The sequence below is a fragment of the Paraburkholderia diazotrophica genome, from assembly GCF_900108945.1.
Lineage (GTDB): Bacteria > Pseudomonadota > Gammaproteobacteria > Burkholderiales > Burkholderiaceae > Paraburkholderia > Paraburkholderia diazotrophica.
The window spans coordinates 343,202-356,072 of the sequence record NZ_FNYE01000002.1 but is presented as its reverse complement, the minus strand read 5'-3'; the positions used below and the strand labels follow the sequence as shown (position 1 = coordinate 356,072).

The 12,871-nt window shown below is 62.8% G+C and carries 13 protein-coding genes and 1 tRNA gene; 9 read left to right on the top strand and 5 right to left on the bottom strand.

The window, feature by feature from the left end; genetic code table 11:
- From ispE to hisC, 6 genes are all read left to right on the top strand, one after another.
- The gene (gene ispE / locus BMW76_RS04330; protein ID WP_090863375.1) at positions 1–882 is read left to right on the top strand and encodes a 4-(cytidine 5'-diphospho)-2-C-methyl-D-erythritol kinase; all 882 of its coding nucleotides are present in this window, start codon (positions 1–3) and stop codon (positions 880–882) included.
- Positions 883–933: 51 nt separating this feature from the next.
- Positions 934–1,010, top strand: a tRNA-Gln gene (locus BMW76_RS04325).
- A 47-nt stretch (positions 1,011–1,057) separates the two neighbouring features.
- Positions 1,058–2,014, top strand: coding sequence for a ribose-phosphate pyrophosphokinase (locus BMW76_RS04320; RefSeq protein WP_087734318.1), 957 nt, complete (start codon positions 1,058–1,060; stop codon positions 2,012–2,014).
- A 156-nt stretch (positions 2,015–2,170) separates the two neighbouring features.
- Positions 2,171–2,782, top strand: coding sequence for a 50S ribosomal protein L25/general stress protein Ctc (locus tag BMW76_RS04315; protein ID WP_090863372.1), 612 nt, complete (start codon positions 2,171–2,173; stop codon positions 2,780–2,782).
- Between the two features lie 119 nt (positions 2,783–2,901).
- On the top strand, positions 2,902–3,504 hold the full coding sequence (pth, locus tag BMW76_RS04310) for an aminoacyl-tRNA hydrolase (protein WP_090863369.1): 603 nt from the start codon (positions 2,902–2,904) through the stop codon (positions 3,502–3,504).
- Positions 3,505–3,530: 26 nt separating this feature from the next.
- Positions 3,531–4,598, top strand: coding sequence for a histidinol-phosphate transaminase (gene hisC, locus BMW76_RS04305; protein ID WP_090863360.1), 1,068 nt, complete (start codon positions 3,531–3,533; stop codon positions 4,596–4,598).
- Positions 4,599–4,650: 52 nt separating this feature from the next.
- On the opposite strand, the gene BMW76_RS04300 is transcribed toward hisC, so the two are convergent.
- The 3 genes from BMW76_RS04300 to rsmD form a co-directional block, all read right to left on the bottom strand.
- A complete protein-coding gene (locus BMW76_RS04300) occupies positions 4,651–4,908 on the bottom strand; it encodes a YfhL family 4Fe-4S dicluster ferredoxin (RefSeq protein WP_090863358.1) in 258 nt (85 codons plus the stop codon).
- A 151-nt stretch (positions 4,909–5,059) separates the two neighbouring features.
- Positions 5,060–5,569 carry a pantetheine-phosphate adenylyltransferase gene (coaD, locus tag BMW76_RS04295; protein WP_090863354.1) on the bottom strand — a complete coding sequence of 170 codons (510 nt, stop codon included), beginning with the start codon at positions 5,567–5,569 and terminating at the stop codon, positions 5,060–5,062.
- A 113-nt stretch (positions 5,570–5,682) separates the two neighbouring features.
- Positions 5,683–6,297, bottom strand: coding sequence for a 16S rRNA (guanine(966)-N(2))-methyltransferase RsmD (gene rsmD / locus BMW76_RS04290; protein WP_090863352.1), 615 nt, complete (start codon positions 6,295–6,297; stop codon positions 5,683–5,685).
- 348 nt (positions 6,298–6,645) lie between these two features.
- Here rsmD and ftsY point away from each other — a divergent pair, with 348 nt between their 5' ends.
- Positions 6,646–7,827, top strand: coding sequence for a signal recognition particle-docking protein FtsY (ftsY, locus tag BMW76_RS04285; RefSeq protein ID WP_090863351.1), 1,182 nt, complete (start codon positions 6,646–6,648; stop codon positions 7,825–7,827).
- A 124-nt stretch (positions 7,828–7,951) separates the two neighbouring features.
- Here the strand turns inward: ftsY and maiA are convergent, their stop codons facing one another.
- Positions 7,952–8,596, bottom strand: a complete 645-nt coding sequence (gene maiA / locus BMW76_RS04280; protein ID WP_090863350.1) for a maleylacetoacetate isomerase — start codon at positions 8,594–8,596, stop codon at positions 7,952–7,954.
- 32 nt (positions 8,597–8,628) lie between these two features.
- Positions 8,629–9,327: a fumarylacetoacetate hydrolase family protein gene (locus tag BMW76_RS04275; protein WP_090863349.1), complete on the bottom strand. Its 699-nt coding sequence runs from the start codon at positions 9,325–9,327 to the stop codon at positions 8,629–8,631.
- A gap of 291 nt (positions 9,328–9,618) precedes the next feature.
- Here BMW76_RS04275 and ybiB point away from each other — a divergent pair, with 291 nt between their 5' ends.
- Together ybiB and leuA are read left to right on the top strand one after the other, a co-directional pair.
- Positions 9,619–10,590 carry a DNA-binding protein YbiB gene (gene ybiB / locus BMW76_RS04270; protein WP_090863348.1) on the top strand — a complete coding sequence of 324 codons (972 nt, stop codon included), beginning with the start codon at positions 9,619–9,621 and terminating at the stop codon, positions 10,588–10,590.
- Positions 10,591–11,133: 543 nt separating this feature from the next.
- Positions 11,134–12,792 (top strand): 2-isopropylmalate synthase, encoded by a 1,659-nt coding sequence (leuA, locus tag BMW76_RS04265; RefSeq protein ID WP_090863347.1) that lies wholly within the window; start codon positions 11,134–11,136, stop codon positions 12,790–12,792.
- The last annotated feature ends 79 nt before the right edge of the window (positions 12,793–12,871 follow it).

Genomic DNA, 12,871 nt, shown 5'->3' with positions numbered 1-12,871 from the left:
ATGATCGAAACGAACGACTCGCTGCGCGACTGTCTCGCTCCGGCGAAGCTGAATCTCTTCCTGCATATCACCCGACGTCTGCCGAACGGTTATCACGCGTTGCAGACAGTGTTCCAGTTGCTCGATTGGGGCGACACCCTGCACTTCACGCTTCGCGACGACGGCGCGATCACGCGTGACACAGAGATCGCCGATGTTCCCGCCGACACCGACCTCACCGTGCGCGCCGCTAAGCTGCTGAAGCAGCACACGGGCACGCGCCTCGGTGTGAACATCGAGATCGACAAGCGCCTGCCGATGGGCGCGGGCCTGGGCGGCGGCAGCTCCGACGCGGCGACGACACTGCTTGCGTTAAACCGCCTGTGGAAGCTCGATCTGCCGCGCGCTGAATTGCAGGCACTCGCGGTCAAACTGGGCGCCGACGTGCCGTTTTTTATCTTCGGAAAAAATGCATTCGCAGAGGGTATCGGAGAGGAACTCGAGCAGGTACAATTGCCGCCGCGCCACTTTCTGGTGGTGACACCGAGGGTTCACGTTCCAACCTCAGCGATTTTTTCCGAAAAAACGTTGACAAGAGATACAAAAGCCCTCACAATAGCAGACTTTCTTGCACAGCATAGCTGCAACGCAGAATGGCCAGACAGCTTCGGCCGGAATGACATGCAGCAGGTTGTCGCAGGAAAATACGCGGAAGTCGCGCAGGTGCTTCGATGGTTTGACGACATCGCGCCAGCGCGGATGACAGGATCCGGCGCAAGTGTTTTTGCAGCGTTCCGTAGCAAAGATGAAGCAGTCGCGGCGCAAGCCAAACTGCCCGTCGGATGGAGCAGTGCAGTTGCGGCAAGTCTGGATACGCATCCACTCTTCGCTTTCGCGACATAAGTTTCGCGGCGCTGAATGGCCTACACATTCAGCGAAGCTCAAAGTTAGTGTAGGGGAGTCGCCAAGTTGGTTAAGGCACCGGATTTTGATTCCGGCATTCGAGGGTTCGAGTCCTTCCTCCCCTGCCAAAAATTCTCGCAGTTCCTCGCCTCCCACAGCCTGAAGCAGGTGCATGATGAGCAGCCATGACGGCCTGATGGTTTTTACTGGCAACGCAAATCCGGCGCTTGCACAGGAAGTCGTCAAGATCCTCGGTATTCCACTCGGTAAAGCAATGGTCTCCCGTTTCTCGGACGGCGAGATCCAGGTCGAGATTCAGGAAAACGTTCGTGGCAAGGACGTCTTCGTCCTGCAGTCCACGTGCGCGCCGACCAACGACAATCTGATGGAACTGATGATCATGGTCGATGCGCTCAAGCGCGCATCCGCCGGCCGGATCACGGCAGCCATCCCCTACTTCGGCTATGCGCGTCAGGATCGCCGCCCGCGTTCGGCGCGCGTCGCGATCTCGGCGAAGGTCGTGGCGAATATGCTTGAAATCGCTGGCGTCGAGCGGATCATCACGATGGATCTGCACGCTGACCAGATTCAAGGCTTCTTCGACATCCCCGTCGACAACATCTACGCAACGCCCGTGCTGCTCGGCGATCTGCGCAAGCAGAATCACGAGAACCTGCTGGTCGTGTCGCCCGACGTCGGCGGCGTGGTCCGCGCCCGTGCGCTGGCGAAGCAGTTGAACTGCGATCTGGCCATCATCGACAAGCGTCGTCCGAAGGCCAACGTCGCTGAAGTGATGAACATCATCGGTGAAGTCGAAGGCCGCACCTGCGTGATCATGGATGACATGGTCGATACGGCCGGCACGCTCTGCAAGGCGGCCCAAGTGCTGAAGGAACGCGGCGCGACGAAGGTTTTCGCGTATGCGACGCACCCGGTTCTGTCGGGCGGTGCTGGCGCGCGTATTGCGGCATCGGCGCTCGACGAAGTCGTCGTTACCGACACGATCCCGCTGGGCGAAGAAGCCCGCTCGTGCCCGAAGATCCGCTCGCTGACGAGCGCAGGTCTGCTGGCCGAAACGTTCTCGCGCATCCGTCGCGGCGACTCGGTGATGTCGCTGTTTGCGGAAAGCTAAAGTATTCGCGAAAGCGCCGCATGACGAATGCGGCGCTTTTGCATTTCGGCGTGAACGGACGAAGGTTCACGCCGTCGTGTCTGGGGCCGCTAACCCGGTTGTGGGTATGAAGGCCCCGTTTTACTGCCTGGTCGCGGGCAGATAATGGAGAATCAAATGAAAGTCATCGCTTTCGAGCGTAATCTGCAAGGTACGGGTGCGAGCCGCCGCCTGCGTAACTCGGGCAAGACCCCGGGTATCGTGTACGGCGCCGGCGAACCGCAACTGATCGAACTCGATCACAACGCGCTGTTTCACGCACTGAAGAAGGAAGCATTCCACTCGTCGATCCTCGATCTGGAAGTGGCAGGCAAGTCGCAACAGGTTCTGCTGCGCGACGTGCAATACCACCCGTTCCGTCAGCTCATTCTGCACGTGGACTTCCAGCGCGTCGACGCGAACAAGAAGATTCACACGAAGGTGCCGCTGCACTTCCTGAACCAGGAAACCAATCCGGCTGTGAAGCTGGGTGGCGCGGTGATCTCGCACGTCATCAACGAAATCGAAGTCGAATGCCTGCCGGCCGCTCTGCCGGAGTTCATCGAAGTCGATCTGGCGAAGATCGAAGCGGGTCAATCGCTGCACGCAACGGACATCGTTCTGCCGGCTGGCGTTGCACTCGTTGCGCACCTCGCAGCAGAAAACCCGGTGATCGTGTCGGCACCGATTCCTGCTGGTACCGTGTCGGAAGAAGCATCGGCTGAAGGCGAAACGCCGGCTGCCGAATAAGGCCGCTATCCTCTCGATCCGTTTCAATGGAACGGTCGACGTAACCCGCCGCGGTTTGCCCGGCGGGTTTTTTTTCGATTTTTTCCAGGCCGCGTGCGTGCCGCGCGGCTCACTCGAACATGATCAAGCTGATCGTCGGGCTCGGCAATCCGGGCGCCGAATACACCGCGACCCGCCACAACGCCGGCTTCTGGCTCGTCGACCAACTCGCGCGCGAAGCAGGCGCGACGTTACGCGACGAACGGCGCTTTCACGGCTTCTATGCGAAAGTGCGTCTGTATGGCGAAGAAGTGCATCTGCTGGAGCCGCAGACGTATATGAACCGTTCGGGTCAATCGGTCGTCGCGCTCGCGCATTTCTTCAAGATCCTGCCGGATCAGATTCTCGTCGCGCACGACGAACTCGATCTGCCGCCCGGCACCGTCAAGCTGAAACTCGGCGGGGGCAGCGGCGGACATAATGGACTGAAGGACATTTCCGCGCATCTGTCGACGCAGCAATACTGGCGACTTCGTATCGGCATCGGCCACCCGCGCGACCTGATTCCCGAGAGCGCCCGCGCGGGCGCGAAACCGGACGTCGCGAACTTCGTGCTGAAGCCGCCGCGCAAGGAAGAGCAGGACGTAATCGATGCGTCGATCGAGCGCGCGCTTGCCGTGATGCCGACCGTCGTCAAGGGTGAACTCGAACGCGCGATGATGCAGCTGCATCGCAATCCTTGACGCGAACGTCAAAAAAGGAGAGAAGCTTGAGCCGCTACTGGAGCGATATCGTTCATCGGCTGACGCCGTACGTGCCGGGTGAGCAGCCCGCGCTTGCACATCCCGTGAAGCTGAACACCAACGAGAATCCGTATCCGCCGTCCCCCGCCGTAGTGAGCGCGATCCGCAACGAACTGGGCGAGCATGCCGAGTCCTTGCGCCGCTATCCCGATCCGACTGCGCGCGCGCTGCGCGAAACGGTGGCCGCGCATCATCATCTGAACGCCGATCAGGTGTTTGCGGGCAACGGCTCGGATGAAGTGCTCGCGACCGTGTTTCAGGCGCTTCTGAAGCACGATAAGCCGATTCTCTTTCCCGACATCACGTACAGCTTCTATCCGACGTACGCGCGTCTCTACGATGTCGCGTATCGGACGATTGCACTCGACGACGCCTTTAAGATTCGCATCGACGACTACACGCAGTCGAACGGCGGCATCCTCTTTCCGAATCCGAATGCGCCGACGGGCCACGCGCTGCCGCTATCGGACATCAAACGTGTGGTCGCATCGAATCCCGATTCGGTCGTCGTCGTCGATGAAGCGTATGTGGACTTTGGCGCGCAGTCTGCGATTTCGCTGATCGGCCAGTATCCGAATCTGCTCGTCGTGCATACGACGTCGAAGTCGCGCTCGCTCGCCGGCATGCGCGTCGGCTTTGCATTCGGCGACGCCGCATTGATCGACGCGTTGAATCGCGTGAAGGACAGCTTCAACTCGTATCCGCTCGACCGTCTTGCACAAGCCGCCGCGACCGCTGCATACATGGACGACGCATGGTTCGGCGATTGCACCGAAAAAGTGATCGCGAGCCGCGAACGGCTCACTGCACAATTGACAGCGCTCGGCTTCGACGTCGTGCCGTCGTCGGCGAATTTCTTGTTCGCGCGTCACGCGGGATACGACGCCGCGACGCTCGCAGCGCGGCTCAAGGAAAAGGAAATCTTCGTGCGGCACTTCAAGGCGCCGCGCATCGATCAGCATCTGCGCATTTCGATCGGCACCGATGCCGAGTGCGATACGCTCGTGAACGCGTTGAAGGAGATCGTCGGCTGATAACGCCGGGAGAAAGATAGGCGGCGCGCCCCGTGCACCGCTTTTGGTGAGATCACGCGCTCTTTGCAGCCTGCAGCGCGTTGTACTTCGTCATCAACTGTTCCGGCGTCTCGAGATGCTCAGGATTGCGCGGGATACATTCGACGGGACACACCTGCACGCATTGCGGCTCGTCGAAATGGCCGACGCATTCGGTGCACTTCTTCGGGTCGATCACATAGATTTCCGGGCCCATCGAAATTGCGTCGTTCGGGCACTCGGGCTCGCAAACGTCGCAATTGATGCACTCGTCGGTAATCATCAGGGCCATGCTGTTCTCACTTCATGCCGGCGCGCGTCGCGCGCATGCCGGCTGACATTCCGTAATCTACAATTTTACGCCTGCCGGAGAGACCGCGCTCCGCGTCCGGTTATCGGGCTACGAAGGCTACGAGGACGCAGCGCTCCGTCAGGCGCCGGGATCACGGTCGCGCTGCCGCCCGCGCCTGCTCCATCTCTACGACCTTGTCCTGCAGCCGCTTTTCCACTGATGGGAAGACGAACTTGCTCACGTCGCCGCCCAGCTGGGCGATCTCGCGGACAATCGTGCCCGAGATGAACTGATACTGATCGGATGGCGTCATGAACATCGTCTCGACGTCCGGCAGCAGATAGCGGTTCATGCCCGCCATCTGAAACTCGTACTCGAAGTCCGATACGGCGCGCAGACCGCGCACGATCACGCGCGCGTTGTTGATGCGGACGAAATCCTTCAATAGCCCCTTGAAGCTCATCACCTGTACGTTCGGATAGTGGCCGAGCACCTCGTTGGCGATGTCGAGCCGCTCTTCCAGCGAAAAGAACGGCCTCTTGTTGCGGCTATCCGCCACTCCCACCACCAGCGTGTCGAAAATGCTCGATGCGCGACGCACGAGGTCCTCGTGACCACGCGTGAGCGGATCGAACGTACCCGGATACACGGCGACTACCATGGGATTTCTCCTCTCTACAGACCAGAAGCGTGCCGGAACGCCCCGCAGGACCTGTCCGGCAACGACACCGCGCGTTCAGCGGCAAGCCGCCCGGCGCTTGTTATGAACGCGCATTATTCCTCATTTTCGCGTTGCAGCAAATGATAGCGGACGGCGCCCGCCTTTCCCTCGCGGATCACCGACCAGCCGGCGAGCGCCGCGTTTCCCGCCGGGTCGAGCGATTCTCCGGACTCGACATAAAGAAAGCCATCCGCGCTTACCAGCGGTGCGGCGACCTGGATAGCGCGGCCGAGCAAGTCCTCGCCGAACGGCGGATCGAGAAAGACGACGTTGAACGAACCGGGCGCGAGGCTTGCGGCGAGACGCAGCGCATCGGCCTCGGCAATTTCGATAGCGCTCGCCGACAGCTTTGCCTGATTGGCTCGCAATTGCGCCGCCGCGCGCGCGTTGCGCTCAACCATCAGCACACGCGCTGCGCCGCGCGACGCGGCCTCGAAGCCGAGCGCGCCGCTGCCGGCGAAAAGGTCCAGACAGCGTTGGCCGTCGAGCCGCTGGCCGAGCCAGTTGAACAGCGTTTCGCGGACGCGGTCGGGCGTCGGACGCAGCCCGTCGATGTCGATCACGGGCAGCGGCGTGCGTTTCCAGTCGCCGCCGATGATACGAATGGTATGCGCCTGGCCATGGCCGGACGGCGCGTTTCTTGCGCGTGCAGGGGAAGTACGGGACATGCGGTTCGTTTGTTGAGCGTGCGCCTGCCTGTCGCGGATGAGTTGATGCGCGTCGGGATCTGTTGATCGCGCTGGTTTCGTCGACGGGCGGGCCGGAGCGCCCACGTTACCACACGCGCGCGGCGGCCTTCGCCGAAGTTCACCGGGGCGGTGCGCAATGTCGCCCGTCGCGGTGCCCAATGACGCGCCATCACGACGGCGCCGGAAGCGCCTGATAAAATGTCGGGCTTCCAGCGCCTCGCATCCGCACTGCCATGCCCCGCCGCCAGAACCGACGCGTCGACATTCGTCACCACGCGCCATCGGGCCAATAGCGGGAATCCAGCGCACTCTCACGCAGCTCAGACCATGTTCAGCTTTTTCAAACGATTCAAGGGTTCGAAGACGCCCGACGGCACGCCTGAGGCGTCGCAGACCGATTCCGGCAGCGACGTCGATACCCAGGACGTAGTCGCGCCCGCCGCGCCTGGTACTCCCAGCTCTTCGTCGAAGCCCGCGCGCGACACGCAACCGGCGCCCGACTCAGCCGACGCGCCCGAATTCGACCCCGACTACGTGCCCAGCGCCGCCGACTTCGAAGACGCGGACGAGGAAGTCGAAATCATTCCCCCGCCGCAACCCGAGGCAGCAGCGAAGCGCACATGGCTCACGCGTCTGCGGAGTGGCCTGTCGAAGACCAGTTCGAGCATTACGGGCATTTTCGTCGGCACGAAGATCGACGAAGAACTGTACGAAGAACTGGAGACGGCGCTGCTGATGTCTGACGCGGGCGTCGACGCGACCGAGTATCTGCTCGAAGCGCTGCGTGAAAAAGTGCGCACCGAGCGCCTTACCGATCCGCAGCAAGTCAAGGGCGCGCTGCGCGCGCTGCTCGTCGACCTGCTGAAGCCATTGGAAAAGTCGCTGACGCTCGGTCACTACCAGCCGACCGTGATGATGATCGCGGGCGTGAACGGCGCTGGCAAGACGACGAGCATCGGCAAGCTGGCGAAGCATATGCAGAACTTCAACCAGTCGGTGCTGCTCGCCGCAGGTGACACGTTCCGCGCCGCCGCGCGCGAACAGCTCGCGATCTGGGGCGAGCGCAACAACGTGACGGTCGTGCAGCAGGAAAGCGGCGATCCCGCAGCCGTGATTTTCGACGCGGTCGGCGCGGCGCGCGCTCGCAAAATCAACGTGGTGATGGCGGACACGGCCGGCCGCCTGCCGACGCAGCTTCATCTGATGGAAGAACTGCGCAAGGTGAAGCGCGTGATCGGTAAGGCAATGGACGGAGCACCGCATGAACTGCTGCTCGTCATCGACGCGAACACGGGTCAGAACGCGCTCGCGCAAGTCAAGGCATTCGACGATGCGCTAAAGCTCACCGGCCTGATCGTGACGAAGCTGGACGGCACCGCGAAGGGCGGCATTCTCGCGGCGATCGCGCGGCAGCGTCCGGTGCCCGTGTATTTCATCGGTGTCGGCGAAAAGGTCGAGGATCTGCAGCCGTTCAGCGCCGAAGAGTTCTCGGATGCGTTGCTCGGCTGATTCGTCGGGCCGCTAAGGCTGGCCAGGCACCGGGTACAAAGGGCGTCATGTGTTTGCATGACGCCCTTTTTGTTGCCGTCACCCTTTGAGCATCGCGATAGGCGGCTGCTCGAAGGCCGCGACCTTACTCGGCGTCGGGCTGCACGCCGGGCTCTGCGCGCGCGAACGCATCGAGCGTATTCGCGTAGTCGCAGATGCGCTGGATGGTCGGATACGGACTCATATCGACGTTGAAGCGCGTCGCGTTGAACACCTGCGGCACGAGACAGATATCCGCCAGAGTCGGCGTATCGCCGAAGCACAGCTTGCCCGCGCGCCCATCCGCGACCAGATATTCTTCGAGCGCCGCAAAGCCCGAACTGATCCAGTGGCGATACCACGCGTCCTTCGCCTCGTCGTTCACGCCGACGGTGCGCTTCAGATACTTCAGCACGCGCAGATTGTTCAACGGGTGAATCTCGCACGCGAGTTGCAGCGCGATGGAGCGGACATACGCGCGGTCCGCAGGTGTCGACGGCAGCAGCGCCGGTTCGGGATGCGTCTCTTCCAGATATTCGACGATCGCGATCGACTGTGTCAGTACGGTGCCGTCGTCGACCAGCGTGGGCACGACGGCGTCGTGATTGAGCTTGCGATACTCGGGCTTGAACTGCTCGCCGCCATCGCGCAGCATGTGCACCGGCAAGTACTCATACGGCAGGTTCTTCAGATTCAGCGCAATGCGCACGCGATACGACGCGGAACTACGAAAGTAGCTGTACAGCTTCATTGTGTTGTCCTCCCCTACTCACTTCTACATCATCAAACGACGCGCACGCTGAACTCGCCCAGCCCGTCCACGCCGCCTTTCATCAGATCGCCTTGCACGACCGCGCCGACGCCTTCCGGCGTGCCTGTGAAAATCAGGTCGCCCGGTTGCAGTTCGAAGAAAGTCGACAGATACGCGATCGTCTCCGCCACCGACCAGATCAGTTGCGACACATCCGAACGCTGCTTCTCCTCGCCGTTGACGGTGAGCCAGATCGCGCCCTTGCCCACGTGACCGACTTTCGACACGGGATGAATCGGGCCGAGCGGCGCCGACTGGTCGAAGCCCTTTGCCGTGTCCCACGGACGGCCCAGCTTTTTCGCCTCGGCCTGCAGGTCGCGGCGCGTCATGTCGAGCCCGAGCGCGTAACCGTAGACGTGGTCGAGCGCGTTGTCGGCGGAAATGTTCTTGCCGGCCTTGCCGATTGCCGCGACGAGTTCCATCTCATAGTGCACGTTCTTCGACTGCGCCGGATAAGTGAATTCGCCCGTCGCGCCCGGCGCCACGTACAGCACGGCGTCGGCGGGCTTTGCGAAGAAGAACGGCGGTTCGCGATCGGGATCGTGGCCCATTTCGCGTGCGTGCGCCTCGTAGTTCCGGCCGACACAGTAAATGCGGCGCACCGCGAATTGATCGTCCGATCCGACGACGGGCACTGCCGTCACTCGCGCTGGCGCAAACACGTAACCCATTCCGTTCTCCGTCTTCTATTGATTGAGCCGCCCGACGCGGCGAAGCATTGAGTGTAACGCGACGCCGTCACGCGTGTAGCCTGGCCGAACGGCCAGGTGGCGAGCCTCGCAGCCATGCCTTAACCTTCGATGCAGGCTAACAATTCGCTCGAATTCTGAAGGCATGCGCAGCGTGCGATACTGAACAGAATCAAGACCAAACGGCCGTCGCCACATAGCCTGCGCCTGGCTCGCTCGCCGAGCCAGTGCGAAGTCTAGTTGTCCGCTGTCCCCACAAAACCGATTTGCCCGATGACCGATTTCACCGACACTGCCGCTCCTTTCCCCTGCGCCCGCTTCATCAAGGAAATCGGGCGCGGCCCCAATGGCGCGCGCGCGCTCACGCCCGACGACACGCATGCGCTCTACGCCGCGATGCTCGACGGCCGCGTGTCCGACCTGGAACTGGGCGCGATCCTGCTCGCGTATCGCGTGAAAGGGGAATCCGCTGATGAACTGGCCGCGATGCTGGCGGCGGCCCATGCGTCGTTCGCACCCGTCAACGTGACGCACGACGCGCACCAGGCCGTATCGATCCCGAGCTACAACGGCGCGCGCAAGCAGCCGAACCTCGTTCCGCTGCTCGCGTTGCTGCTCGCGCGCGAGGGCGTGCCCGTGCTGGTTCATGGCGTCACGGAAGACCCCGGCCGCGTGACGAGCGCGGAAATCTTCGCCCATCTAAACGTCGCGCCGGCACAAACGCACGCCGATATCGAAGCGGGCCTTGCGAACCGGCGCATCGCGTTCGCGCCCATCGAAACGCTCGCGCCGAAGCTCGCGCGGCTGCTGTCGCTGCGTCGGCGGATGGGGGTGCGCAATTCGACGCACACGCTCGTGAAGATCCTCCAGCCGTTCGCGCCCGCAGGTCTGCGGCTCGTGAACTACACGCACCCGCCGTACCGCGAAAGCCTGACGCAGCTGTTCGTCTCGCATCCGGACGCGGCCATTGGCGACGCACTGCTCGCGCGCGGCACGGAAGGCGAAGCGGTCGCCGATACGCGCCGCCAGGTGCAGATCGACTGGCTGCACGACGGCATTTGCGAAACGCGCGTCGCCGCCGAGCGCTCGTCGCCGGATGCGCCCGAAGTCGAACTGCCCGAAGGACGCGACGCGCCGACGACGGCGGCCTGGATCGAGTCCGTTCTGCGCGGCGAAGCGCCTGTGCCGGCCGCGATCACGCGTCAGGTCGAGCTGATCGTCGACATCGCCAGGAAGGCCGCCTGATGAAGGCATACAGCTGCTTCACAAACGTTGTGAACCGCCGCGAATGGCCGCGGCGAGCACGGTCAGAAGAGCATCGCGAAGCCGCGGCGTGTTGACAGCCACGCATGGCCTCGCTTATCTTCTGCGAATGCGTTCTTACCCGAACACCCTCCGAATTACCCTCGGCCGCCTAGCGCGGCCCCTATCGCTACGTCTAGCGTAAGCCAGGCGTAGCGCCGCGCGCAGTTGCCACAGCGGCTCACGCGGTCCTCCCAAGCAGTTCCTGTTGTTCCTGATTCACCCCAGTCCGTAGTTCCTTCAAAACCTGTAGTCGTCTGTATTCGTCCGTTTACCGCTCGGACGAATCGCGAGGGTCAAATGCACGTTGCATGGGCTTCAGTACCGATCGTTGCCTGCGTCGTCGTCCCGACGATGTTCTTCGTCCGCGCCCGCTCGTTGCTCCCGCTAGCGCCCGGCTTGCGGGACGTGCATCCGTGGCAGCCCGCCAGCCGCTCGACGCCACATCACCCAGCACACGACTAAACGAAACGAACGAGGCTCACCATGTTGCGCAACCCTGCCGAGAAATATCGCCCCTTCCCCGCCGTCCGTCTGACCGGGCGCAAATGGCCCAGCCGCGCGATCGAGCGCGCGCCCATCTGGATGAGCACCGATCTGCGCGACGGCAACCAGTCGCTGATCGAGCCGATGAGCATCGAGCAAAAGACTGAGTTCTTCGAGATGCTCGTCCAGATCGGCTTCAAGGAAATCGAAGTCGGCTTTCCGTCGGCGTCGCAAACCGATTTCGACTTCGTCCGCCAGCTGATCGACGAAAAGCGCATTCCCGACGACGTGACGATCGAAGTGCTCGTGCAATCGCGCGAAGAGTTGATCGCGCGTACGTTCGAGGCGCTCGAAGGCGTGCCGCGCGCGATCGTCCACCTGTACAACGCGATCTGCCCGTCGTTCCGCAAGATCGTGTTCGACCAGTCGAAGGAAGAGGTCAAGGCGCTGGCCGTCGCGGGCACGCGCATGATCCGCGAGCACGCGGATGCCCGTCCGCAGACGCACTGGACCTATCAGTACTCGCCGGAGACGTTCAGCATGAGCGAGCTGCCGTTCGCGCGCGAAGTCTGCGATGCCGTCGCGCAGACGTGGCGCCCGACGCGCGATCACAAGATGATCGTGAATCTGCCCGCCACCGTCGAAGCCGCGACGCCGAACGTCTTCGCCGATCAGATCGAGTGGATGGACCGCAATCTCGGCTACCGCGACAGCATCGTGTTGTCGGTGCATCCGCATAACGATCGCGGCACGGCCGTCGCGGCGGCCGAGCTCGCGTTGATGGCAGGCGCGGATCGCGTCGAAGGATGCCTGTTCGGCAACGGCGAGCGCACCGGCAACGTCGACATCGTGACGCTCGCGATGAACCTGTACACGCAGGGCGTCGATCCGGGGCTCGACTTCTCGGATATCGACGGAGTGCGGCGCGTCGTCGAGCGCTGCAACCAGATTCCCGTGCATCCGCGCCATCCGTATGCGGGCGATCTCGTCTACACGGCGTTTTCCGGCTCGCATCAGGACGCGATCCGCAAGGGCTTCGCGCAGCAGAAAGCGGGCGCCATCTGGGAAGTGCCGTATCTGCCCGTTGATCCCGCCGACGTCGGACGCAGCTACGACGCGGTGATTCGCGTGAACAGCCAGTCCGGCAAGGGCGGCGCGACGTATCTGCTCGAACGCGGCATGGGCTTCGCGCCGCCGCGCCGCGTGCAGATCGAATTCAGCCACGCCGTGCAGACAGTCGCCGACCAGTCGGGCGAAGAAGTGACGGGCGACGCGATCTGCGCGCTCTTCGCGCGCGAATACTTCCAGACGGAAGGTCCGGCGCAGCGCGTGAACGGATCGACGGTCCGCTGGAACAAGCGCGAGATCGGCGTGCCCGCGACGGCGGCGACCCGCGTCGACGGTCACGAGGCATATGCAAAGGCCGTCGCGCAGCAAATGTCGGTGGCGGCGAAGCAGCCCGTCGACATCACGTCGTTCGAGACCGCACGCACGACGGACGGGCGCACGGCCGTGTTTGTCGGCTGCCGTGTCGGCGAGCAGCCGATGCGGCACGGGGTAGGCGTCGCGGAAGATGAAATGGTGGCAGTAGTCGATGCCGTCGTCAGCGGCGTCAATCGCGCGGTCTGGCCGACGGTGGACCGGCGGGTTGCGGCGTAAAACTGGGGATAAACGCGAGGCCCCGCTGGCAAGACGCGCGGGTAGCAACGCCCAAGCGCCAGCGCCGACGGTTCACATC

Excerpts from the sequence above, each read along its gene's own strand:
- ispE (WP_090863375.1), top strand. The coding sequence starts at position 1 with ATGATCGAAACGAACGACTCGCTGCGCGACTGTCTCGCTCCGGCGAAG.
- BMW76_RS04320 (WP_087734318.1), top strand. The coding sequence starts at position 1,058 with ATGAGCAGCCATGACGGCCTGATGGTTTTTACTGGCAACGCAAATCCG.
- BMW76_RS04315 (WP_090863372.1), top strand. The coding sequence starts at position 2,171 with ATGAAAGTCATCGCTTTCGAGCGTAATCTGCAAGGTACGGGTGCGAGC.
- pth (WP_090863369.1), top strand. The coding sequence starts at position 2,902 with ATGATCAAGCTGATCGTCGGGCTCGGCAATCCGGGCGCCGAATACACC.
- BMW76_RS04300 (WP_090863358.1), bottom strand. The coding sequence starts at position 4,908 with ATGGCCCTGATGATTACCGACGAGTGCATCAATTGCGACGTTTGCGAG.
- coaD (WP_090863354.1), bottom strand. The coding sequence starts at position 5,569 with ATGGTAGTCGCCGTGTATCCGGGTACGTTCGATCCGCTCACGCGTGGT.
- rsmD (WP_090863352.1), bottom strand. The coding sequence starts at position 6,297 with ATGTCCCGTACTTCCCCTGCACGCGCAAGAAACGCGCCGTCCGGCCAT.
- ftsY (WP_090863351.1), top strand. The coding sequence starts at position 6,646 with ATGTTCAGCTTTTTCAAACGATTCAAGGGTTCGAAGACGCCCGACGGC.
- maiA (WP_090863350.1), bottom strand. The coding sequence starts at position 8,596 with ATGAAGCTGTACAGCTACTTTCGTAGTTCCGCGTCGTATCGCGTGCGC.
- BMW76_RS04275 (WP_090863349.1), bottom strand. The coding sequence starts at position 9,327 with ATGGGTTACGTGTTTGCGCCAGCGCGAGTGACGGCAGTGCCCGTCGTC.
- ybiB (WP_090863348.1), top strand. The coding sequence starts at position 9,619 with ATGACCGATTTCACCGACACTGCCGCTCCTTTCCCCTGCGCCCGCTTC.
- leuA (WP_090863347.1), top strand. The coding sequence starts at position 11,134 with ATGTTGCGCAACCCTGCCGAGAAATATCGCCCCTTCCCCGCCGTCCGT.